Here is a 22,069-nt window from a genome sequence, read left to right as displayed (position 1 = left end):
TGGTGATCGCGCGCAGTCGGGTGGTGTCGATGACTCCGGTGGTGTAGGTCCTCCAGGTGGCGGGCAGGGTGGTCCGTGCGGTGCGGGCGGCGGTGAGCATCCCGGAGGCGACCTGTTCACTGACCCCCAAGGTGGTGGCGGCGTCACTGGTGGCAGCGTCCCAGATGGCTCGGCGGGCGTGGTGGTCCAGCCCGGCGGCTTCGGCTTGATGGGCTCTGCGGTCCTGGTAGTTCAGCAGGCCGGTGAGGGCTCGGGCTTCGGCTTGTCGGGCGGTGAGGACCAGTTTCCGGGCCTCCGCGAGCTCGGGCTCATCAGGCAGGCGCACGCGCCCAGGCGGCACCGGAGGCTGACCCTGCGGGTCAGTGCTCCGCTGTGGGCGTTGCTGCTCGTCCGGGCCTGTCAATAAGTCTGTGTAAGCAGGTTGATCACAGGTAGGGATTGATCCGCTCGGGGTAGGCGGCAGCGAGCTGGGCCAGGGCTTGCTTCCAGTTCGTGACGACCTGGCCCTCCACGAGCCGGCCTGAGGCCCTCCGCTGGTTCGAGGGCTTACCCCGTTCCCTGGCACGCTTAGCGGCGCGTTTGTCTTCGATATTGCAGATCGCCAGCCACAACAGCTTCACCGCCGACTCCGTGGAGGGGAAGTGACCGCGGTTCTTGGTGACCTTCCGCAGCTGGAAGTTCAGCGATTCGATGCTGTTGGTCGTGTAGATGACCCTTCGCAGCATCGGTGGAAACTGCAGGAACGGGATGAACCGCTCCCAGGAGTTCGTCCAGGTCGCAGCAGCGGATGGGTATCTCCTCCCCAGTTCGGAGGCCTGGAATTCGGCCAGTGCTTTCCGGGCGCTGTCTTCGCTGGCAGCGGTGTAGATCGGCTTCAGCGCGGCAGCGACCTTCTTACGGTCCTGGTAGGTCACGAACCGCATCGCGGCCCGGATCAGGTGGACCACGCAGGTCTGGACCATCGAGTCCGGCCAGGTCGCCTCGATCGCTTCCGCAAGACCCTTGAGCCCATCGCAGCAGACGATCAGCACATCGGCTACGCCCCGGTTGGCCAGGTCGGCGCAGACGTGGGCCCAGAACGCTGAGCCCTCGGTGTCCTGGACCCAGATCCCCAACACATGCTTGATGCCTTCGAGATCGACACCGACAGCGATATAGGCGGCCCGATTGATCACCTGGCTGTTCTCCCGGATCTTGATCCGGATCGCGTCGAGATAGATGACCGGGTAGAACTCCTCCAGCGGTCGTGACTGCCAGGCCAGGACCTCCTCGCTGACCGCATCGGTGATGTTGCTGATCGTCTCGTGAGACAGATCGGTGCCGATCGTGGAGGCCAGATGGTGCTGGATATCGCGGATCGTCATGCCCCCGGCATAGAGGCTGATGATCATGTCATCCAGGCCCCCGAGGCGCCGCTGGCCCTTGGGAACCAGCCGCGGGATGAACGATCCGCCCCGATCCCGGGGGACCTCCAGATCGATCGGTCCGATCTCGGACTCGACGGTCTTCGACGTGGTCCCGTTGCGGGAGTTGGGGTGCATCGAGGCCTCGGGCGAGCCCTTCTCATAGCCCAGATGGCTGGTCAGCTCAGCCTGTAGACCCCGCTCGAGTGCGGCCTTGACCAGCGCGGGAACGAACCCGCCGTCTCCGGTCAGCTCGACCTGGCCGGCATCGATCTGCGCGAACAGGGCATCAAGCTCCCCCGAGGCCTTCAGCTGCTCGACCAGCTCCTGGCCCGAAGGCTCGGCTGGGCTCATCTCATCAGTCATGGTCATGATTCTTACCGTTCCTCTCGGTACGGCTTACACAAACCATCTGACACGCCCGCTCGTCCTCCATGTCTTCCACGCTATCCACCTCCTCTGACGTCCCTGCCGCACCTGACGTCCCTGCCGGGGCGTCCTTCCCGGCTGCCCTGTCGCGGGGATCTTCCCCCCGGTTCCTCCTTGTGCTGCTCAGTCTTCCCGCACCCTCTGACACATCCCCAGCGAGGCGGGATCTTGCCGCCAGCACCGACCCGCCAGCACCGACCCGCCAGCACCGACCCGCCAGCACCGACCGCGGACCGGCGCTGATTTCACTCGGGCCTCCGATGTGCTCCTGACCCTACGAGCATGCCCTGACACGGCTGACTCCACTCACCTCGCCCGCGGCACCGGCCGCAGTCTGCACAGCAGATGAACATCTCCTGCGAATTGCGTGAATCGGGGAACAGTCTCCTGAGTCCGCGTGTTCTGCACAGATGGATCCCGTGATCCCGCCGCACCGTGGCCCTCGCCGCGGACGGCAGTTCCGACGAGAGGAGTTCACTGATGACCCACCACACCGAGTCAGTCGCCCCAGCGGGCATCTCGATCGACGGCAAGACCATCGCCCTGCTGGTCACCGACGGTGTGGAGCTGCCGGAGTTCACGGAGCCGCTGGCGGCGATCCGCGAGGCCGGCGGCACTGCGAAGATCGTGTCTCCGAAGGAGAAGTCCCTCCAGGCGATGACGGGGGACTGGGAGCACGCCGATCACTTCGACGTCGACCATCAGCTCGGCACCGTCAGCGCCTCAGATTTCGACGCCCTGGTGCTGCCGGGCGGCACGCTCAACGCTGACTCCCTGCGTATCGATGAGAAGGCCCAAGAGTTCGTCTCCGGCTTCTTCAGTGCGTCCAAGCCGGTGGCGGCGATCTGTCACGGCCCCTGGATCCTCATCGAGATCGACCAGGTCTCCGGTCGGCGGATGACGAGCTACGCAGCGCTGCGGACGGACCTGGTGAATGCCGGGGCGCAGTGGATGGACCAGGAGGTCGTCGTCGACGACGGCGTGGTCACCTCCCGCACTCCGAAGGATCTCGACGCTTTCAACCGGGCCCTCCTGGAGCTCGTCGCGGCAAGGGCCTGACTGTTCCAGGGGTCGCTCGTCCCGTCTCTGGAATTTCCGCCTCGGAAGTGAAACGATTTACATCACGTGAATCTCACCTGAGGAGGACCCATGCGTCGCGTCTGCTTCCAGCTGCAGGTCAAGCCCGACCGGATCACAGAGTATGCGGAGCGTCATGCCGCCGTCTGGCCGGAGATGCTCCGAGCGCTCAAGCGTTCCGGCTGGCACAACTACTCACTGTTCCTTCGTGCGGACGGGCTGCTGATCGGCTATGTCGAAGTGGAGTCGCTGGAGGAGGCGCAGGCGGCGATGGAGGCCGAGGAGGTCAACGCCCGCTGGCAGGCCGAGATGGGGGGATTCTTCGTGGACCTCGACGGCGCGCGCCCCGACACCGGCTTCCTGGAGCTGCAGGAGGTCTTTCATCTGGAGGATCAGCTCGCCGCTGCGGATGAGGGTGGCGACGGCTGACCGTCGCGCGTTGTGAATCGATTTATTCTGTCCTAGGCTGAGTGTGCTCGATCACGTGACCCGCGTCAATGTCGCGGGTCCCGACGACTCTCCGATGAAGGACGATCTCTCATGCCCGAGACCCTGAATCCTGCCCAGCGACGACGCGCCTGGTGGACCGCCGGCGTGGCCGGAATGGCCTCCTACATGGACGCCGGCGCCATCGTCACCACCGGAACGGCCCTGGTGCTCTACCGGGAGGAGTTCGGGTTCACGGAGTTCCAGTACGGTCAGCTCTCCGCGCTGCTGACCGCGATGATCGCCGTCGGGGCACTCATCGGCGGGCCGCTGGCCGACCGACTCGGGCGCCGTCGGGTCTTCACCCTGACCCTGTTCGTCTACATCCTGGCCGCCGCCATCCTCGTCTTCGCCCCGGGGGCGGGATGGCTCTACGTGGGCATCCTGCTGCTCGGCTTCTCCTCGGGAGCAGATCTGCCGCCCTCGCTGGCCATGATCGCCGAATCTGCGCCCGACGGAGAGGAAGGCAAGTTCGTCACCCTCTCCCACGCGCTGTGGATGATCGTGATCCCCATCGTCAACGTCATCGGCATCTTCGTCGGCGATCTCGGCGCGGACGGGGCGCGGCTGATGTACGCGCACCTGCTGCTCGTCGCCGTCGTCGTGCTGATCCTGCGTTGGCGCCTCCCGGAGTCTCCGCTGTGGCAGGAGAAGCGGGAGGCGGTGCGCACCGGAAGCATCGACAAGGCCAGCCTCAAGGTGCTGTTCGGGCCCACCTACCTGTGGGCGCTGATCGGCGTCTCGCTGTTCTATGGGATCCAGAACATCGCGGCGAATTCCAACGGCCAGTACGCCATCTATCTGTTCACCGACGTCGGCGGCGCCACCGTCTCCATGGCGTCGTTGCTCAATGTGATCGCCGTGATCATCGGCCTGGGCGGGACCTTCCTGGTCATGCGGTTCAGTGACACCCCGCTGCGCATGCCGCTGTTCCTGCTCGGCACGGTGCTGGCCGTCGCCGCCTGGGTGTTGCCCGGTCTGCTGGGCGTCACCACGGCGACCGTCTTCCTCATGGCCGCCCTGTTCTGGTTCGCGCAGCAGCCCTCCGGTGAGCCGCTGTTCAAGATCTGGTCTCAGGAGATCTTCCCCACGGAGTATCGCAGCGCCGCCCAGGGCATCGCGATCGCCTTCACCCGCGCCGTCGCCGCCGGTGCGGCCCTGGTGACGCCGCTGATCATCGAGCAGAGCGTCACCCTGTTCTTCTGGTGCATCGCCGGAGTTCTGCTCACCGCCGGGCTGATCGGGTGGTTCTGGGTCTCCCGGATGCCGCAGGTCATCCACCAGGAGAAGGCCGCCGGACCGCAGAGCGCCCGGGTGCTGGCGGAGCAGGGGAGGTAGCCCCATGGGGGGATCAGTGGAGCGATCCGTCGTCGGGGACGCATGGGCCGGGATGTACGTCGGCTTCGCCCTGCTGACCTCAGGGCTCGACCAGTATGTGGGGTACTGGGATGCCGACCGGCGGCTGGTCGTCGCGCATCGACGGCTCGACGGCGACAGCCCCTGGACCCGGCAGGTGCTCGACGAGACGCTCGGCTGGGACTCGCACAACCACCTTTCCCTGGGTCTGGACCGCGGCGGCCACCTGCACGTCTCCGGCAACATGCACAATGACCCGATGGTCTACTTCCGCACGAGCGTGCCCGGCGACGTCGGCACGCTCAGGCGGTATGACCACCTCGTGGACCCCGGGACCGAGGGGTCCGTGACGTATCCGGAGTTCGCGCACCGTCAGGACGGTCGCCTGGTGTTCAGCCATCGGAACGGCGGCTCGGGCGACGGGATCACGTATATGAACGTCTACGACGAGGCCGCTCAGGCCTGGAGACGGCTCCTGGAGACGCCGCTCTTCGACGGTTCGGACCGCGACGGCCGCGGGTCATGGAGCGCGTACGTGCAGGGCCCTGCGCTGGGCCCCGACGGGTGGTTCCACCTGCTGTGGATGTGGCGAGAGACTCCCGACGCCGCGACGAACTCTCTGCTGACCTACGCGCGCAGCCGGGACCTGGTCACCTGGGTCGATGCACGGGAGCGTCCTCTGGAGGTGCCGTTCACCTACGGAGCCGGTGATGTGGTGGATCCCGTCCCGCCGCGCGGAGGCCTGCTGAACGGCAATGCCCGGCTCGGCTTCGACGCCCACGGGCAGGTCCACGTGACCTACCACAAGTACGACGACGGCGGGCTCTCCCAGATCTGGGCCGCCCGGCCCATCGGTGCTGAGTTCGGCGGAGAGTCAGGGTCCTCCTGGGAGATCCGGCGGCTCACCGAGTGGGAGAGGCGGTGGGACTTCGGCGGCCACGGGACGCTCATCTTCGACGTCCAGCTGTTCGGCTCGCAGGTTCAGCCTGACGGGCGTGTGCGTGTCGACCTCCGGGCCTTCGGGGAGCAGCGCAGCATCATCATGGACCGGGAGCTGCGATCCTTGGGGGAGGGTCCCGCGTCCCCCGGGCCGGACGGGCTCGACGCGGTGTGCGGAGACTTCCCGGGGCTGCAGGTGAATCTGCTGCACGGCCGTGGGGTCGGCTCCGACGGAGCCGAGTATCTGCTGCGCTGGGAGAGTCTGCCGGAGAATCGGGACTGCCCCTATGCGGACTATCCGCAGGGCGGCCCGTTGGAGGTGGTGCGCCTGCCTGAGGGGCAGGCTGAGCGGCAGGTCGGGCCTACCGGTTGACACACTTGTGACCGTCATCATACGATGCACGCAGGTTTTGAAACGATTTACTACCGGCAGGACAGAGGACCATGACGACATTCGCAGAGATCGCTCCGCAGCTGGAGGGCCAGGCGATCGAGGTGCCCTCCTGGGCCTACGGCAACTCCGGGACGCGGTTCAAGGTCTTCGGCACGGCCGGCACCCCGCGCACAGTGGAGGAGAAGATCGCCGACGCCGCCACGGTGAACCGCTTCACCGGTCTGGCGCCGAAGGTCGCGCTGCACATCCCCTGGGACCTGGTGGACGACTTCGCCGCACTGCGCCGCTACGCCGAGGACCTGGGCGTGGAGCTGGGGACCATCAACTCCAACACTTTCCAGGACGACGACTACAAGTTCGGCGGGCTGACCCACCACGACCCCACGATCCGGCAGAAAGCGATCGACCACCACCTGCAGTGCCTCGAGGTCATGGACGCCACCGGCTCTCGGGACCTGAAGATCTGGCTGGCCGACGGATCCAACTATCCCGGCCAGGCGGACATCCGCGGTCGCCAGGACCGGCTGGCTGACTCTCTGCAGACCATCTACGCCCAGCTCAGCGGCGACCAGCGCCTGGTGCTGGAGTACAAGTTCTTCGAGCCGGCCTTCTATCACACTGACGTCCCGGACTGGGGCACCGCACTGACCCACGTGCAGGCCCTCGGAGACAATGCCAGCGTCTGCCTCGACACCGGGCACCACGCCCCGGGCACCAACATCGAGTTCATCGTCGCCCAGCTGCTGCGGCTTGGGAAGCTCGGCTCCTTCGACTTCAACTCCCGCTTCTACGCCGACGACGACCTGATCGTCGGTGCGGCCGACCCCTTCCAGCTCTTCCGCATCATGTACGAGGTCATCCGCGGCGGCGGCTACGGGCCGGACTCCGAGGTCGCCTTCATGCTGGACCAGTGCCACAACGTGGAGAAGAAGATCCCGGGCCAGATCCGCAGCGTGCTCAACGTCCAGGAGATGACGGCCCGCGCCCTGCTGGTGGACCGCGAGGCGCTCGGCCAGGCGCAGCAGGCCGGAGACGTGCTGGGCGCCCACGAGGTCTTCATGGATGCTTTCTCCACCGATGTCCGCGCCGACCTCGCCGCCTGGAGGGAGTCCCACGGGCTGCCGGCGAATCCGATGCGGGCCTACGCCGAGTCCGGCCACCAGGAGCGGATCGAGGCCGAGCGCGTCGGCGGCACCCAGGTGGGTTGGGGAGCCTGATGCGCGTCGCCCGCGTCGCCCTCGACGCCGTCGAGACGCAGGGCCACACGCTGGCCGGCCCGCACGGGCCGCTGCCGGTGCGCCTCTACCGCGGGCAGGCTCGCGCGGCGGCGCAGCCGGGACCAGCGCTGGTGTGGGCCCACGGCGGCGGCTTCGCCTACGGGGACCTGGAGATGGCCGAGGCCGACTGGGTGGCCCGTTCTCTGGCTGCCCGGGGGATCCCTGTCGTCTCCGTCGACTACCGGCTGGCTCCGCCGTTCGAGGAGCTCGACGCCGGGGATCTGCACCAGGGTGAGGCCGGGGCCGGGGCGCATTTTCCCGTGCCCGGGGAGGAGCTGGCCGCGGCCTTCGACTGGACCCGGGCACAGTCCGCGGAGATCGGCGCGGACCCGGCGCGGGTCAGCCTCGGTGGTGCGAGTGCCGGGGCGAACCTGGCCGCCGGCGTCGTGCTGACCCGTCTGGACGGGGCCACGGCCGACGACGGCGAGCGGACCGTGCGGCCGCTTCCCGCCCAGCTGCTCCTCGCCTACCCCACCTTGCACGCGGTGCAGCCGCGAACTCCCGCGGATCTTCGCGCGCTCCTCGACGCCGATCCGGAGGCCGACCGCTTCGGTCCCGAGCCGGTGCGCCGCATGTACGAGAACTACCTGGGTGGACCGGTCGACGACGCCCCCGCAGCCGCCGTGCCCGGGACAGCCGACGCCGCCCTGCTGACCGGACACCCGCCCACCACCCTCGCCACCGGCGAGGTCGATGAACTGCGGGTCTCCGCCGAGGCCTACGCGGAGTCTCTGCGGCAGGCCGGTGTCGACGTCGCCCTTGAGATGGTCGCCGGCGTCCGGCACGGCCATCTCAACCGGCCGCACGAGGGGCCCGCCGCCGCGCAGGCGGCGCAACAGACCATCGAGCAGTTCGCCGCGCGGCTGCTCCGCACGCCTGAGACTCTGACTCCCCCACAGAAGGATCACTCATGACGAATCCCACTGTCGCTGACCTCATCACCCGCTCCAACCGGCTCGGAGCAGACCCGAAGAACACCAACTACGCCGGCGGCAACACCTCCGCCAAGGGCACGGACACCGACCCGGTCACCGGCGAGGAGGTCGAGCTGCTTTGGGTCAAGGGCTCCGGCGGGGACCTCGGGACGCTGAAGGAGACCGGGCTCGCCACCCTGCGCCTGGACCGGATGCGCGCCATGGTGGGTACCTACCCGGGGGTGGATCGCGAGGACGAGATGGTCGCCGCCTTCGACTACTGCCTGCACGGCAAGGGCGGGGCCGCGCCGTCGATCGACACCGCCATGCATGGGCTGGTGGCCGCCGCGCACGTGGACCACCTGCACCCGGACTCGGGCATCGCGATCGCCACCGCCGCCGACGGCGAGGAGCTGACCCGCACTATCTTCGGCGACAAGGTCGTCTGGGTGCCGTGGCGCCGTCCCGGCTTCCAGCTGGGCCTCGACATCGCCGAGATCAAGGAGAAGAACCCGCAGGCGGTCGGCTGCATCCTCGGCGGTCACGGCATCACCGCCTGGGGCGAGACCTCCGAGGAGTCCGAGCAGAACTCCCTGTGGATCATCGACACCGCCGCCGCCTACATCGAGAAGCACTCCCGGCCGGAGCCCTTCGGTCCGGCGCTGGAGGGCTACGGCCCTCTGCCTGCCGCCGAGCGGCGTGCCAAGGCCGCCGCACTGATGCCCACCATCCGCGCACTCGCCAGTGCGGACAGGCCGCAGGTCGGCCACTTCTCCGACGACGACGTCGTCCTGGACTTCCTCTCCCACGCGGAGCACCCCCGGCTGGCTGAGATGGGCACCTCCTGCCCGGACCACTTTCTGCGCACCAAGGTGAAGCCGCTGGTGCTGGACCTGCCGGTCCAGGCCTCCGTGGAGGAGGCTGAGGCCCGTCTGTGGGAGCTGCACGAGGCCTACCGCGAGGACTACCAGGCCTACTACGACCGGCACGCCGATGCTGACAGCCCCGCCCTCCGCGGGGCCGACCCGGCGATCATCCTCATCCCCGGGGTCGGCATGTTCAGCTTCGGCAAGGACAAGCAGACCGCCCGGGTGGCCGGGGAGTTCTACCTCAACGCCATCAACGTGATGCGCGGCGCCGAAGGGCTCTCCCGCTACACGCCGATCGATGAGCGGGAGAAGTTCCGCATCGAGTACTGGGCGCTGGAGGAGGCCAAGCTGCAGCGCATGCCGAAGCCCAAGCCCCTGGCCACCCGCATCGCGCTGGTCACCGGGGCGGCCTCCGGCATCGGGAAGGCCATCGCCGGACGCCTCATCGAGGAGGGCGCCGTCGTCGCCATCGCGGACCTGAACCTGGAGAAGGCCCAGGAGGCCGCCGCCGAGTTCGGAGGACCGGACAAGGCCGTGGGCATCGCCGCCGACGTCTCCGACGAGGATGCCGTGCAGGCGGCCGTCGACGAGACCCTGCTCGCCTTCGGCGGGCTGGACATCGTGGTCAACAATGCTGGACTCTCGCTGAGCAAGTCGCTGCTGGAGACGACCGCCAAGGACTGGGACCTGCAGCACGACGTGATGGCCAAGGGTTCCTTCCTGGTGTCCAAGACGGCGGCCAAGGCGCTCATCACCCAGGGACTGGGCGGAGACATCCTCTACATCTCGTCGAAGAACTCCGTGTTCGCCGGGCCGAACAACATCGCCTACTCCGCCACCAAGGCCGACCAGGCCCACCAGGTGCGGCTGCTCGCCGCTGAGCTGGGCGAGCACCAGATCCGCGTCAACGGCATCAACCCCGACGGCGTGGTGCAGGGCTCTGGCATCTTCTCCTCCGGATGGGGTGCGAACCGGGCGAAGACCTACGGCATCGAGGAGAAGGACCTGGGCAAGTTCTACGCTCAGCGCACCATCCTCAAACGGGAGGTGCTGCCAGAGAACGTGGCCAATGCGGCCTTCGCGCTGATCAGCTCGGACCTGTCCCACACCACCGGCCTGCACGTGCCCGTCGACGCCGGCGTCGCCGCCGCCTTCCTGCGCTGAGTCACCGAGAGGCACTGGCATGAGCACGACGACGCGCGCCACCCAGCACGCGGCCGTGGACCTCGGCGCCTCCAGCGGGCGCGTGGTCCTCGGCCGGGTCGGCCCGGACACCCTCGAGCTGCGGGAGGCGGCACGGTTCAGCAACGGGCCGGTCCACCTGCCCGACGGGCTGCGCTGGAACCTGCTGGGTCTCTTCGACCATGCCCTGGCCGGGCTGGGGGAGGCCGTCCGGACGGCCGAACAGGACGGCGGCCTGACCTCCGTGGCGATCGACTCCTGGGCCGTGGACTACGGACTGCTCTCCCGGTCCGGGCGCGACGGTGGCCTCACGCTGCTGGGCGCCCCCTTCCACTACCGGGACGAGCGCACCGCCGCCGGCGTGGAGGCGGTGCATCGGAAGGTCCCCTTCACCGAGCTGTACCGCCGCAACGGCCTGCAGTTCCTGCCCTTCAACACGCTGTACCAGCTGGCCGCCGACGCGCTGCTGGCCGGGTCGGCCGGAGCCGCCGTCGAACGTCTGCTGCTGGTGCCCGACCTGCTGGGCCAGTGGCTCACCGGCGAGGCGACGGCAGAGGCCACCAACGCCTCCACCACCGGACTGGTCAACGTGGAGACCCAGGACTGGGACCACGAGCTGATCGAGACCCTCGGGCTGCCCGCCGGGCTGTTCCCGGGCATCGCCGCACCCGGCACCACGCTGGGACATACGCGTGAAGCGCTGGCACCCTTCCTGAGTGGTCAGCGCCTGCCGGTCACTCTGGTGGGCTCCCATGACACCGCCAGCGCAATCGTCGGCACTCCGCTGTCATCCCCGCATGCGGCCTACATCTCCTGCGGCACCTGGGGACTGGTCGGGCTCGAGCTCGACCAGGCCGTGGTCACCGAGGCCAGCCGGGAGGCGAACTTCACCAACGAGGGCGGCGTGGACGGCCGGTTCCGCTTCCTCACCAACGTGATGGGCACCTGGCTGCTCTCCGAGACCCTGCGCACCTGGGAGCAGAGCTCCGGGCAGGCTCAGGACCTGCCCGGGCTGCTGCAGGCGGCCGCAGAGGTGCCGGCCGAGAGGATCTCCGTCTTCGACGTCCAGGACGACCGCTTCGTGGCACCGGGGGACATGCCTGCCCGGATCTCCGAGCTCTGCGCGGAGCATGGTCTGCGCGCTCCGCAGGACCCGCCGGAGACGGTGCGCTCCATCGTGGAGTCCATCGCCGCCGGATTCGCCCGCGCCCTCGACGACGCCTCCCGGCTCGCCGAGCGGCGGGTCGACGTCGTCCACATGGTCGGCGGGGGATCGCTGAACGCCCTGCTCTGCCAGGCCACCGCGGACCGCAGTGGGCTCGACGTCGTCGCCGGCCCGGTGGAGGCCACCGCCATTGGCAACCTGCTGATCCAGGCGCGCACCGCCGGCACGCTCAGCGGTGAGTTGGAGGATCTGCGCGAGCTGATCACCCGCAGCCACTCGCCGACCACGTACCGTCCGCAGGTGTGACGGAATCCCCTCAGACAGTGGATGTACCGTGATGCCCAGCAGCATCACCTCATGATGAAGGAGCCCCATGGTTGAGCGCCGCCTCCCCAAGCCCCGTGACCTCGCGCCGCTGATGCAGTTCAAGAAGGTCGATTTCAACGCGAGCCGTCGTCGGCTGAACGCGGCGCTGACCATCGAGGATCTGCGCAGGATCGCGAAGCGGCGGACTCCGAAGGCCGCCTTCGACTACACCGACGGCGCGGCCGAGGGCGAGTTCTCCATCCATCGAGCGCGGCAGGCCTTCGAGGACGTGCAGTTCAACCCCTCCATCCTGCGGGACGTCTCCGCAGTGGACACCTCCACCACGATCTTCGGCGGATCTTCGGCCCAGCCGTTCGGCATCGCACCCACCGGATTCACCCGACTGATGCAGACCGAAGGCGAGACCGCCGGGGCCTCGGCCGCCGGGGCGGCCGGCATCCCGTTCACGCTCTCCACCCTGGGGACCACGTCCATCGAAGACGTGAAGAAGGCCAATCCGCACGGCCGGAACTGGTTCCAGCTGTATGTGATGAAGCAGCGGGAGATCTCCTATCGGCTGGTGGAGCGTGCCGCGGCCGCCGGATTCGACACCCTGTTCTTCACCGTGGACACCCCGGTGGCGGGGGCCCGTCTGCGGGACAAGCGCAACGGGTTCTCCATCCCGCCGCAGCTGAGCCTGGGCACTGTGATCAACGCGATCCCGCGGCCCTGGTGGTGGATCGACTTCCTGACCACCCCGCCGCTGGAGTTCGCCTCGCTGTCCTCCACCGGCGGGACCGTGGGCGAACTGCTGGACTCCGCCATGGACCCGTCCATCAGCTTCGAGGACCTGACGGTCATCCGGGAGCTGTTCCCCGGGAAGATCATCGTCAAGGGCGTCCAGAATGTGGAGGACGCCAAGACCCTGGCGGATCTGGGCGTCGACGGCATCGTGCTCTCCAACCATGGAGGTCGCCAGCTGGACCGGGCGCCGATCCCGTTCCACCTGCTGCCGGAGGTGGTTCGGGAGGTCGGAGACGACCTGGAGGTCACCATGGACACCGGCATCATGAACGGCGCCGACGCCGTCGCCGCCCTGGCCATGGGGGCGAAGTTCACCTTCGTGGGGCGGGCCTACCTGTACGGGCTCATGGCCGGCGGCCGCGCCGGCGTGGACCGGACGATCGAGATCCTCAGTGAGCAGGTGGAGCGGACCATGCGGCTGCTGGAGGTCTCCAGCGTGGCGGAGCTCGAACCGAAGCACGTCACCCAGCTGCAGCGGCTCGCCCCACGTGAGATGCCTGGGGCGGAGGTCAGTAGGGCTGGCCGGTGAATGACATGACCAGCAGGCTGATCAGCAGGTAGGCGATGCCGGCCAGGATGAGGACGCCCAGGATGATCTCGAACCACGCGACGGCCACCACCCAGCTCAGACGCTCTCCGCCCAGGCGCCGGGTCCTGTGCACCTGGACCAGGGCCAGCGGCCCCAGGACCATCGGGAGGATCAGCAGGCCCACGAGCACGAGCACGATGGCACGATCAGCAGCCCGCTGAGCCTCGGTGAAGTGGTGTGTCGGCCGCGGGGCGGGGGCCGACCCGGAGGGAAGACCGGTCTGCTCTGACGGGATCGTCATGCCGCTGTCCTCCTCAGAGCCCGCTCGTGAGCAGGAATGTCATGCCCAGGACGAGGGGGACGAAGGTCAGGACGCCGATCGCCAGGGCGATCCACCCCAGCACCAGACCGGCGAGTGCGCGGTTGCCGTGCCGTCTTGCACGGATCGCGAATCCGATCGCGATCGGGCCCAGGACGATGGACAGGAAGAAGAGTCCCACGATGCCGAGCACCATCGCCACTGTGGCGTCGCGTTCTGCGGCCTGGCTCTGCGGATCCATCGGCAGGTTCATCGGATGGGCCATCGGCGGCACTGGCTGCTGGAGCGGCACTGGCTGCTGGAGCGGCACTGGCTGCTGGAGCGACCGAGGCGGATGGGGCGAGCCGGGGTGTGAGGCCGGGTGAGCGTGGCTCTGATCTGAGCGGAGGTGGGGCTGATCGGTCATACCTCCACGGTAGCCAGAGATGACGCACCTGACAGACCCTCCCTCGCAGCCTGTGGAAAACTGGGCTCGGACATTCCGCCGACCGCGGGCGCGATCAGCGCAGGAGGGTGGGTGGAAGGCGTTCTCCTCGGCTTCAGCGTGGTGGGGGTGCTCGTGCTCATCGGCGCCGGCACCGCGGCGATCGCCCCGCAGAAGGCCCGCTCCGCGCAGCGCGGGGTCACCCCGCTGGTCTACTACCTCACCAATCCCTGCCTGATGGTGGTGCTGGTCTCCCAGACGGACGTCCGCATGGTGGCCGGGCTGTACGCCCCGCTCGCCCTCGGCATCGCCTGGATCACCGCCGTCGTCTTCTCCAGCTTGGGGCCCCTGGCGCTGCGACGACGCCGACGTCGGGCGGCGCCCGACGGCTCCTGGGTCAGTGCCGGTGCCGCCACCGGCACTGACGTCGCGGTGGGAGCGATGGCCTCCTGCTACGTCAACGCCGGCAACATCGGAGTGCCGATCGCGCTCTACATGGTGGGCACCACGGCTCCGGTGGTCTCGCTGCTGCTGGCCCAGCTGCTGGTGCTCGCTCCGCTGTTCCTCACCCTCTTCGGGCTGCTCGGACACTCCGGCGGGCCCTCCCGCGCACGGACGATCCTGGGCTCCATGCTGAACCCCGTCACAGTGGGCGTGCTGATCGGGGCCGTCCTCTCTCTGCTGGATCGGCGGCCGCCCGAGGCGATCTGGGCACCGGTCCGGATGCTGGGGGAGGCGTCCATCCCGCTGATGCTGCTGATCTTCGGCATGGCGCTGTGGCAGGAGCGGCCCTTCGCGGTGCGGGAGCGGCGGGTCGACGCCGTCGTGGGCACCGGGTGCAAGGTGGTGGTCATGCCGGTGGTCGCCTGGGCGCTGGCGGGTCCCGTGCTGGGGCTGGAGGGTGTCGAACTGCTCGGTGTGGTGGCCATGGCGGCGCTGCCCACCGCACAGAACGTGTCCGTCTTCGCAGCGCACCACGGCATGCCGATCACCGTGGCCAAGGATGTGACCTTCGCCAGCTCGCTGCTGAGCCTGCCCGTGGTGCTGCCGGCCGCCTGGCTGCTCGGGATGTCCTAGAGTTCGGGATGTCCTAGAACTCGGGACGTCTCAGAGCCATCCCAGCGACTGCGGGATGATCCACAGGCTGAGCAGAGACAGGGCGACGATGCTGATCCAGCTCCAGACGATCACGAACCGGCCGGGCCGGTAGCGCGCCGGGATGAACGTCAACGCCACGTAGAGGTTGACCGCGAACAGCACCGGGCTGATCGCGAAGGAGACGGCCCCTGCGGCGGGCACCAGGAAGGCCGGGTTCGGGAAGACGGTCAGCGCGATGATCGCGCACACCACCATGATGCCCATCATCAGGCGCATCAGCGCCCGTTCGGTCCACCACGGGCGGCCCGCGCGCGGCTCGACCAGGGCGGTGAGGGAGGCGGCGAACGTGCGGGGGAATCCGTCGAAGATGATCAGCACGGTGGAGAACAGTGCGGCCGAGGCCCCGGCGATGAAGATCGGGAACATCCACATGCCCACGGTGTCGGTGAAGATGTGCGAGATGGCGAGGATGGTGCCCGCGCCCTCCGGCTTGTCCTCGCGGGCGAAGAGGATCATCGCCCCCAGCACCAGGTACATGGTCGCGATCACCCAGGATACGATGTGCCCGATCCGGAAGTCGTAGAGCGCGGCCTTGAACCAGGCGTCGGCGTAGGGACGCACCTCCGGCGGCGTGTCCTCCACCGCCTGCGGGCCGTACGTCTCGCGGATCCGCACCATGCCGCGGCGCTTGCTCGTCATCCACAGCGAGGCCCAGACGCCGACGCTCAGGTCGGTGGGCATCCAGCCCATCAGTCCGGCGACCAGCAGGGCGGACCCGGCGGGGATGGCCGGCAGCAGCAGATGACCCCAGGCTTCTCCCTGGACTCCGCCGACCACGAAGGCGACGACGGTGCCGATGACGAGGATGACGGCCAGCACCTTGTTGACCATCTCCAGGCCGCGGTACTTGCCGGCGAGGAGCAGCCCGACGGCCAGCAACGAGAGCAGGATGCCGTAGAAGAGCAGAGAACCCACGCCGAAGGCCGCCCACAGCACGGCCGCCGCGGCTGCGACGATCGCCCCGACGGCGGTGCAACCGATGATGACAGTGGCCAGCAGGACCGCCCAGACCGCCCAGTTCTTCGGCCCCGGGATGCGGGTGTAGGCCGAGAGGACGGATTCCCCGGTGGCGGCGGTGTACCGCATGGCCAGCTCGAAGCCCTGCCATTTGAACAGGAAGGCCACCGGCAGGACCCACAGGAGCGCGAACTCGAAGTGTGCTCCGGCCAGCGGGGCGGTGACCAGGTGGCTCGTCCCCACGCCGGCCATCGCGACCAGGAGTCCGGGCCCCAGGAAACGGAGGATGCGGAGCCCGCGGACGTCGGGATGCTGTTCCATCTCGCGGCGATCGGCCGCATCAGTGGCGGGAGTCATACCTCAGGGTACCGTCATCCCTTGCGGCGGCGCAGTTCCTCCACCATCTGCGGAACGACCTCGAAGAGGTCTCCCACCACGCCGAAGTCGGCGATCTCGAACACCGGGGCGTCCTCGTCCTTGTTGATCGCCACGATCGTCTGGGCGGTCTGCATCCCGGCGCGCTGCTGAATCGCCCCGGAGATGCCCGCGGAGATGTAGAGCTGCGGAGAGACCGTCACGCCGGTCTGACCCACCTGGGCGGTGTGCTCGATCCACCCGGCGTCCGTCGCCGCGCGGGAGGCGCCGATCGCCGCACCGAGCTCATCGGCCAGCTCCTCGAGCGGTCCGAAGTCCCCGTCCACGCCGCGGCCGCCGGCGACGACGACGCGCGCCTCGGGCAGCGCCGGACGCTCCGAGGTCTCCAACGGGGTCCGTTCCAGGACCTCTACGCCTCCGCTCGCCGCTGAGCCCTCGGTCAGCGACGGAGCCACCGGCAGGGACACGACCTCCGGAGCGTGGCCCGCCACGACCGCGGCCGTGACCGAGTTCGGCTTCACCGTGGCCACCAGGGGGCGGTCCTCACGGACCTTCGCGGTGGTGGTGTAGGAGCCCGCCAGCACGGACTTGGTGACCTGACGCTGGGCGTCGATCCCCACGGCGTCGGTGATGATGCCGGTGTCCAGGCGCACGGCCAGCCGGGCCAGTGCGTCGGTGGCGTCCGGAGTGTCCTGGCTCAGGACCACTGTGGCGTGGGTCTCCTGCACGGTGGTCTCCAACAGGTCCACCAGAGCCGGGTCCGGGGCGAGGATCTCTGACTCGCCGCTGTAGACGGCCTGCACGCCCTTCACGGCCACGGTCGGGGATGCCTGCTCCCCGGCGGTGCCGGTGACGACCTGGACGTCGCCGAGGGTGTCGGCCAGGGTGAGCAGCTCCTGCTGGGAGGAGGTCAGCTGCTCGGACAGGGATTCGAAGAACACCAGGACAACGGTCACAGCACACGCTCCTTCGCGAGGAACTCCACGATCTTGAGGCCGGCGTCGCCCTCATCGGTGATGATCTCACCGGCGGTGCGGGGCGGACGCGGCACAGCGGTCAGCACGGTGGCGCGGGCGGACACTGCGAGCTCGCCCAGGCCGACGTCGGTCAGGCTCCACGAGGTCAGCGGTTTCTTCTTCGCCGCCATGATCGCCTTGAAGTTGGGGTAGCGGGGGTCGTTGGCCTGGTCCGTCACGGAGACGACCGCCGGCAGGGCGGCCGCCAGGCGCTGCTGCTCGGCCGAGGAGGCCCGAGTGACCACCAGGCGACCCTCCTCCAGCGCCAGGGAGGTGGCCTGGGTGACCAGGTTCAGTCCGAGCCGCTCGGCCAGCTGGGCCGGCACCGCGCCGGATTCGCCGTCCTCCGAAGCCATGCCGGTGATGACCAGGTGCTCACCGTCGGTCTCGCCCGAGGCGTCGCCGTCGGCGAGCACATGCTCGATCGCCGCGGCCAGCGCGGTGGACGTGCCGGCGATGTCGGCGCCGACCAGGGCGTCATCGCTGAGCAGGAAGGCGTCGTCGGCGCCGATCTGCAGAGCTTTCTTCGCCGCGGTGGCCGCTCCGGAGGGGCCCACTGTCAGAGCAGAGACCCGGACCTCCCGCTCGGCGGCCTCCTTGATCTGCAGGGCGGCCTCCAGAGGGTACTCGTCCAGTTCTCCCAGGATGCCCTCGGAGCGGTCGATGCGCCGCTCCTCGGTGAACCGGCGCTCCAGCTGAGCGTCCGGCACCCATTTGACCAGGGTGATGATGTGCAGGGGGGTTCCAGCTGCCGATTCAGGCATGGGGCTGACCTCGCCTCACTCTCCGTGCGTGTCCACAACAGGTCCGATGCCGCGCACAGGGCGCAGCGCCCGGGGCGGGTCGGGCACTCCCGCCAGCAGGCATCTCAGCCATGGTGCCACGAAATGGCCGCGGGGGTGAGGTGCGCTACTTCAGGTGTCACGGTGCGGCGGACGGTCCGACGGCCGTCAGCTCGACGTCGCCTGCCCAGGGAGCGGCGGCGCTGCTGCGACCACTCTCACCAGGGCCTCCACGGCGTCACTCGCGGAGGTTCAGGTGGGCGGTGACCTCCTCGAGGTGCTCGGCCATGAGGCGGCGGGCCCCGTCGGCGTCGTGCCGACGGATCGCCTCGTAGATGAGGCGGTGCGCCTCCACCGCGGTCCTCAGCTTCTCGTCGGGCAGGTGCAGGCCCTCCTCCGAGGGTGTCATCCAGTCGTGCGTGACGTTCAGAAGGCGGATGAGCATCGGGTTGTGGGTCAGCTTCGCGATCTCGCTGTGGAAGGCCATGTCCAGCTGGAAGAGCAGCTGGACGGAGGGGTCCGGCCGGGCGAGCTCCTCTTCCGTCTGTTCCAGGCGGTGCAGGAGTCCGGGGAGCTCCGAGTCCAGTGCGCGGTCGGCCGCGCGCTCCGCCATCGGGGGTTCGACCACGGCGCGGAGATCCATGACCTCCCGGAGCACACGATGTGAGGTCTCCATGGGGCCGAGCATCCCGGCGTGGAGGTCCGGACGCCGGATGGCGCGGACCACTGTCCCGCGGCCGCGCGTCCGGGTGATCATTCCGCGCAGCTCCAGGTCCCGGAGCGCCTCGCGGACCGTGGTGCGAGAGACCTCCGCCGACTCCGCCAGGGCACGCTCATTGGGCAGCTTGTCGCCGGCCTTGAGCTCGCCGTCCTCGATCATGCGGATCAGGCGTCGGCTGAGCTGCTCGGCGACGGTGACCGAACTGATGGAGAGTCCGTTCAGTTCGCGCATGGGGTCCTCCGCTCTGTGGCTGGTCGCCTGCCGACCGCTCTCCGTCCCTCCCCCCAGTATGGCCGATGCGCCTATGGCCACCAGTGTCCTGCCGACCCATGGCATGGTGGTTGGACCAAGCATCCATACGGTGGCACGGGGCCCGATGGGTCGTCAATGCTCCAGTCTGAGGATATTGCCCGATTTCACGAGAGATCCTTGACAAGAATGTGAGGTGAGGCACAGACTCGTGGCTCACGGGAATTGGTCCAACCAAAGGACCTGAGGTTCGCTCGCGCTGTACAACCCGCTCCTTGAAACGGTGGTGTCACGACCTATGAAGAAATCACTCGCCCTGCTGTCCCTGGTCGCCCTGGTGGGCTGCTCAGAGGTCCAAGAGATCGGAGAGCAGGAGGTCGACTCGCGTGAGGGGGAGTCGTCCATTCCGCTGGCCGCCGACGACGCCGTCAACGGCGGCGACCTCGTCATGGCCCTGTCCCAGGAGCCGGACGCACTGGACCCCACCACTGCCCGCACCCGGGCCGGACGCATGGTCTTCGAGTCCATGTGCGAGAAGCTCTACGACATCGACGCGGAGGGTGAGATCGTCCCGATGCTCGCCACCGACCTGCCGGAGTACTCGCAGGACGAGACTGTGCTGCGCATCACGCTGCGCCCGGACGCCGTGTTCTCCGACGGCACACCCATGGACGCCGAGGCAGTCAGGATCAGCCTCGAGCGTCACCTGGAGCACCCCACCTCGGCGCGCAGCTCGGACATGGGCCCGATCGAGGACGTCCGCGCAGTCGCCGATCATGAGATCGAGATCGAGCTCGCCGAACCCTTCGCACCCCTGGTGGCGACGCTGTCGGATCGGGCCGGGATGATCATGTCACCGGAGACGCTCGACGAGCTCGGTGACGACTTCGCCCAGGCCCCCAGCTGCGTAGCACCCTTCACGCTGGTGGAGCGGGTGCCGCAGACCCGCATCGACGTCGTCGCCGATCCCCACTACTACGCCGCGGACGAGGTCCACCTGGACTCCATCACCTACGTGATCATGCCCGACCACAACATCCGGGCGGCCAATCTGCGCTCCCGCGACGTCCACCTCACCGACACCGTCTCCCCGCAGGAGTTCGACGCGCTCGTCGAGGACGATGCGGGCGAGGTCAACGGTCTCATCCTGGACTCTCTGGGGTATCAGGGCCTGACGCTGAACATCGGCAATGTGGACGGCACCGGTCAGCCGCCAGGTGAGGTCGACTCCGTGGTCGCGCAGGAACCCGCCGTGCGCGAGGCGCTCTCCCTGGCCATCGACCGGGAGTCCCTCGTCGATGTCGTCTTCAACAACTGGTACTCGCCGGCCTGTACGGCGATGTCACCGATCAGCCCCTTCGCGGACGAGCGGGCCACCGACTGCCCAGAGCACGACCCGGACCGCGCCATGGAGCTCCTGGAGGAGGCAGGAGTGGACATCCCCGTGGAGATCGACCTGACCGTGCGGAACGACCAGGACTCCATGCGCTATGCCCAGGCCCTGCAGGCCTCCCTCGAGGGCGCGGGCTTCGACCTCACGATCCACCCCATGGAGTGGACCGCTCTGCTCGATGCCCAGGACCGCGGCGACTTCGAAGCGATCCTCGTCGGCTGGGGAGGGATGATCGACCCCCACAACAACCTGCACAACTTCTACGCCACCGGTGCTGGCAACAACTACTCCGGGCTCTCCGACCCGGAGCTCGACGAGTACCTGAATGAGGCGGCGCGCACCGTCGACCATGATGAGCGCGTCGAGTTCTACGGGCAGGCGGTGGAGCGGGCCGGCGAACTGAACAACATCATCCCCACCTACCGGCTGAGCAACCTCGGAGCCGTCCACGAGTCCATCGCCGGCGTCTGGTTCTCCCCTGACGGAATTCTGCGCGTCTCCGGCGCGGCCTTCGTCGACACCGAGGCCGCCGACGAGGAGATCGACGTCGACGAGCTTGATCTCGGCGACGACTGAGGGTCGTCATCACGATGAACAAGACCCGTTTCCTCCTGACACGGCTCGTCCAGTCCCTGACCACTCTGCTGATCTCCGCGGTCGTCATCTTCCTCGGGATCCGGGCACTGCCCGGTGACCCGGCCCGGGCGATGGCGGGTGACGAGGCGGGGCCGGCGGAGATCGAGGCGATCCGTGCCGAGCTCGGACTGGACCGTCCGCTGGTCGAACAGTTCCTGATCTTCTTGAAGAACGTGGTGACCCTCGATCTGGGGGACTCCACGCGCACCGGTCAGGGGGTGACCACGATGATCGCCCAGACGCTGCCGGTCACCCTCTGGCTGGCGCTGTACGCGGTGATGATCGCGACGGTCGGCGGCATCGCCCTGGGCATGATCGCTGAGCGCCACCGAGGACGGTTCCCCGAGATGCTGAGCAACGGAGTCGGGCTGCTTGGGCTGTCCATCCCTCCTTTCTGGCTCGGTCTGCTGGGCATCATGCTCTTCGCGATCACGCTGGGGTGGTTCCCTGCGTCGGGTTATGTGCCGATGCGCGCGGATCCGCTCGGGGCGCTCTACCACCTGACGATGCCGGCGGTCGTACTGGGAACGGCACTGGCGGCAGTCGTCACCCGCCAGACGCGGGCGTCCATGATCGAGACGATGGGCACCGACTATGTCCGGTTCGCCCAGGCGAAGGGGCTGTCCCGGCCGCGGGTGCTGTTCAAGTACGGACTGCGCAACGCGCTCATCGCCCTGGTGACCATCACCGGCCTGCAGCTGGGTGCGCTGCTCTCCGGAGCGGTGGTCACGGAGCAGATCTTCGTGCTGCCCGGCATCGGGAGCCTCACCCTGGACGCCATCCTGGCTCGGGACTTCCCGGTGATCCAAGCCGTTGTGCTGGTCGTGACGGTGCTCTACGTGGTGATCAACCTTCTGGTGGACATCCTCTACACCGTGATCAATCCCCGCGTCCGGGTCAGCGCCTAAG

At 68.4% G+C, this 22,069-nt stretch carries 20 protein-coding genes; 12 read left to right on the top strand and 8 right to left on the bottom strand.

The features are described from left to right. A partial coding sequence (locus ACYVKI_RS12495) for a hypothetical protein (protein WP_460690694.1) occupies window positions 1–325 on the bottom strand: 325 nt, incomplete at its 3' end. Window positions 326–425: 100 nt separating this feature from the next. Then, window positions 426–1,769, bottom strand: coding sequence for an IS256 family transposase (locus ACYVKI_RS12490; RefSeq protein ID WP_460690693.1), 1,344 nt, complete (start codon window positions 1,767–1,769; stop codon window positions 426–428). A 543-nt stretch (window positions 1,770–2,312) separates the two neighbouring features. On the opposite strand from ACYVKI_RS12490, the gene ACYVKI_RS12485 reads away from it, so the two are divergent. The 9 genes from ACYVKI_RS12485 to ACYVKI_RS12445 all read left to right on the top strand — a co-directional run bounded on the left by ACYVKI_RS12485 (window position 2,313) and on the right by ACYVKI_RS12445 (window position 13,130). Continuing rightward, window positions 2,313–2,891 (top strand): type 1 glutamine amidotransferase domain-containing protein, encoded by a 579-nt coding sequence (locus ACYVKI_RS12485; RefSeq protein WP_460690692.1) that lies wholly within the window; start codon window positions 2,313–2,315, stop codon window positions 2,889–2,891. Between the two features lie 90 nt (window positions 2,892–2,981). Then, window positions 2,982–3,338, top strand: a complete 357-nt coding sequence (locus tag ACYVKI_RS12480) for an L-rhamnose mutarotase (protein ID WP_460690691.1) — start codon at window positions 2,982–2,984, stop codon at window positions 3,336–3,338. A gap of 111 nt (window positions 3,339–3,449) precedes the next feature. Continuing rightward, a complete protein-coding gene (locus ACYVKI_RS12475; protein WP_460690690.1) occupies window positions 3,450–4,733 on the top strand; it encodes an MFS transporter in 1,284 nt (427 codons plus the stop codon). Window positions 4,734–4,737: 4 nt separating this feature from the next. Continuing rightward, window positions 4,738–6,063 carry a BNR repeat-containing protein gene (locus tag ACYVKI_RS12470; protein ID WP_460690689.1) on the top strand — a complete coding sequence of 442 codons (1,326 nt, stop codon included), beginning with the start codon at window positions 4,738–4,740 and terminating at the stop codon, window positions 6,061–6,063. A gap of 71 nt (window positions 6,064–6,134) precedes the next feature. Further along, complete coding sequence (rhaI, locus tag ACYVKI_RS12465; protein ID WP_460690688.1) at window positions 6,135–7,301, top strand: L-rhamnose isomerase; 1,167 nt, start codon at window positions 6,135–6,137, stop codon at window positions 7,299–7,301. After that, a complete protein-coding gene (locus ACYVKI_RS12460; RefSeq protein WP_460690687.1) occupies window positions 7,301–8,275 on the top strand; it encodes an alpha/beta hydrolase in 975 nt (324 codons plus the stop codon). Before rhaI ends, ACYVKI_RS12460 begins: the two co-directional genes overlap by 1 nt. Continuing rightward, window positions 8,272–10,308, top strand: coding sequence for a bifunctional aldolase/short-chain dehydrogenase (locus ACYVKI_RS12455; RefSeq protein ID WP_460690686.1), 2,037 nt, complete (start codon window positions 8,272–8,274; stop codon window positions 10,306–10,308). Before ACYVKI_RS12460 ends, ACYVKI_RS12455 begins: the two co-directional genes overlap by 4 nt. A gap of 19 nt (window positions 10,309–10,327) precedes the next feature. Beyond that, window positions 10,328–11,797 (top strand): rhamnulokinase, encoded by a 1,470-nt coding sequence (locus ACYVKI_RS12450; protein ID WP_460690685.1) that lies wholly within the window; start codon window positions 10,328–10,330, stop codon window positions 11,795–11,797. A gap of 67 nt (window positions 11,798–11,864) precedes the next feature. Continuing rightward, the gene (locus tag ACYVKI_RS12445) at window positions 11,865–13,130 is read left to right on the top strand and encodes an alpha-hydroxy acid oxidase (RefSeq protein WP_460690684.1); all 1,266 of its coding nucleotides are present in this window, start codon (window positions 11,865–11,867) and stop codon (window positions 13,128–13,130) included. Here ACYVKI_RS12445 and ACYVKI_RS12440 read toward each other — a convergent pair. Both ACYVKI_RS12440 and ACYVKI_RS12435 read right to left on the bottom strand, forming a co-directional pair. Further along, entirely contained in the window at window positions 13,111–13,431 is a 321-nt protein-coding gene (locus ACYVKI_RS12440; RefSeq protein WP_460690683.1) for a hypothetical protein, read from the bottom strand. The genes ACYVKI_RS12445 and ACYVKI_RS12440 overlap by 20 nt on opposite strands. A gap of 13 nt (window positions 13,432–13,444) precedes the next feature. Continuing rightward, window positions 13,445–13,714 (bottom strand): hypothetical protein, encoded by a 270-nt coding sequence (locus ACYVKI_RS12435; RefSeq protein ID WP_460690682.1) that lies wholly within the window; start codon window positions 13,712–13,714, stop codon window positions 13,445–13,447. A gap of 252 nt (window positions 13,715–13,966) precedes the next feature. On the opposite strand from ACYVKI_RS12435, the gene ACYVKI_RS12430 reads away from it, so the two are divergent. Continuing rightward, complete coding sequence (locus ACYVKI_RS12430) at window positions 13,967–14,950, top strand: AEC family transporter (RefSeq protein ID WP_460690681.1); 984 nt, start codon at window positions 13,967–13,969, stop codon at window positions 14,948–14,950. Window positions 14,951–14,980: 30 nt separating this feature from the next. On the opposite strand, the gene ACYVKI_RS12425 is transcribed toward ACYVKI_RS12430, so the two are convergent. The 4 genes from ACYVKI_RS12425 to ACYVKI_RS12410 form a co-directional block, all read right to left on the bottom strand. Beyond that, window positions 14,981–16,345, bottom strand: a complete 1,365-nt coding sequence (locus tag ACYVKI_RS12425) for an Nramp family divalent metal transporter (protein ID WP_460690680.1) — start codon at window positions 16,343–16,345, stop codon at window positions 14,981–14,983. Window positions 16,346–16,359: 14 nt separating this feature from the next. Continuing rightward, window positions 16,360–17,319 (bottom strand): electron transfer flavoprotein subunit alpha/FixB family protein, encoded by a 960-nt coding sequence (locus tag ACYVKI_RS12420; RefSeq protein WP_460690679.1) that lies wholly within the window; start codon window positions 17,317–17,319, stop codon window positions 16,360–16,362. Next, window positions 17,316–18,143 (bottom strand): electron transfer flavoprotein subunit beta/FixA family protein, encoded by an 828-nt coding sequence (locus ACYVKI_RS12415; RefSeq protein ID WP_460690678.1) that lies wholly within the window; start codon window positions 18,141–18,143, stop codon window positions 17,316–17,318. Before ACYVKI_RS12415 ends, ACYVKI_RS12420 begins: the two co-directional genes overlap by 4 nt. 256 nt (window positions 18,144–18,399) lie before the next feature. After that, a complete protein-coding gene (locus ACYVKI_RS12410) occupies window positions 18,400–19,113 on the bottom strand; it encodes a FadR/GntR family transcriptional regulator (protein WP_460690677.1) in 714 nt (237 codons plus the stop codon). 316 nt (window positions 19,114–19,429) lie between these two features. On the opposite strand from ACYVKI_RS12410, the gene ACYVKI_RS12405 reads away from it, so the two are divergent. Both ACYVKI_RS12405 and ACYVKI_RS12400 read left to right on the top strand, forming a co-directional pair. Continuing rightward, window positions 19,430–21,100, top strand: a complete 1,671-nt coding sequence (locus ACYVKI_RS12405; protein WP_460690676.1) for an ABC transporter substrate-binding protein — start codon at window positions 19,430–19,432, stop codon at window positions 21,098–21,100. Window positions 21,101–21,114: 14 nt separating this feature from the next. Beyond that, window positions 21,115–22,068 carry an ABC transporter permease gene (locus ACYVKI_RS12400; RefSeq protein WP_460690675.1) on the top strand — a complete coding sequence of 318 codons (954 nt, stop codon included), beginning with the start codon at window positions 21,115–21,117 and terminating at the stop codon, window positions 22,066–22,068. Window position 22,069 lies beyond the last annotated feature (1 nt).

Source organism: Nesterenkonia suensis, from assembly GCF_054782935.1.
This window is presented reverse-complemented; position numbering and strand designations above follow the sequence as displayed.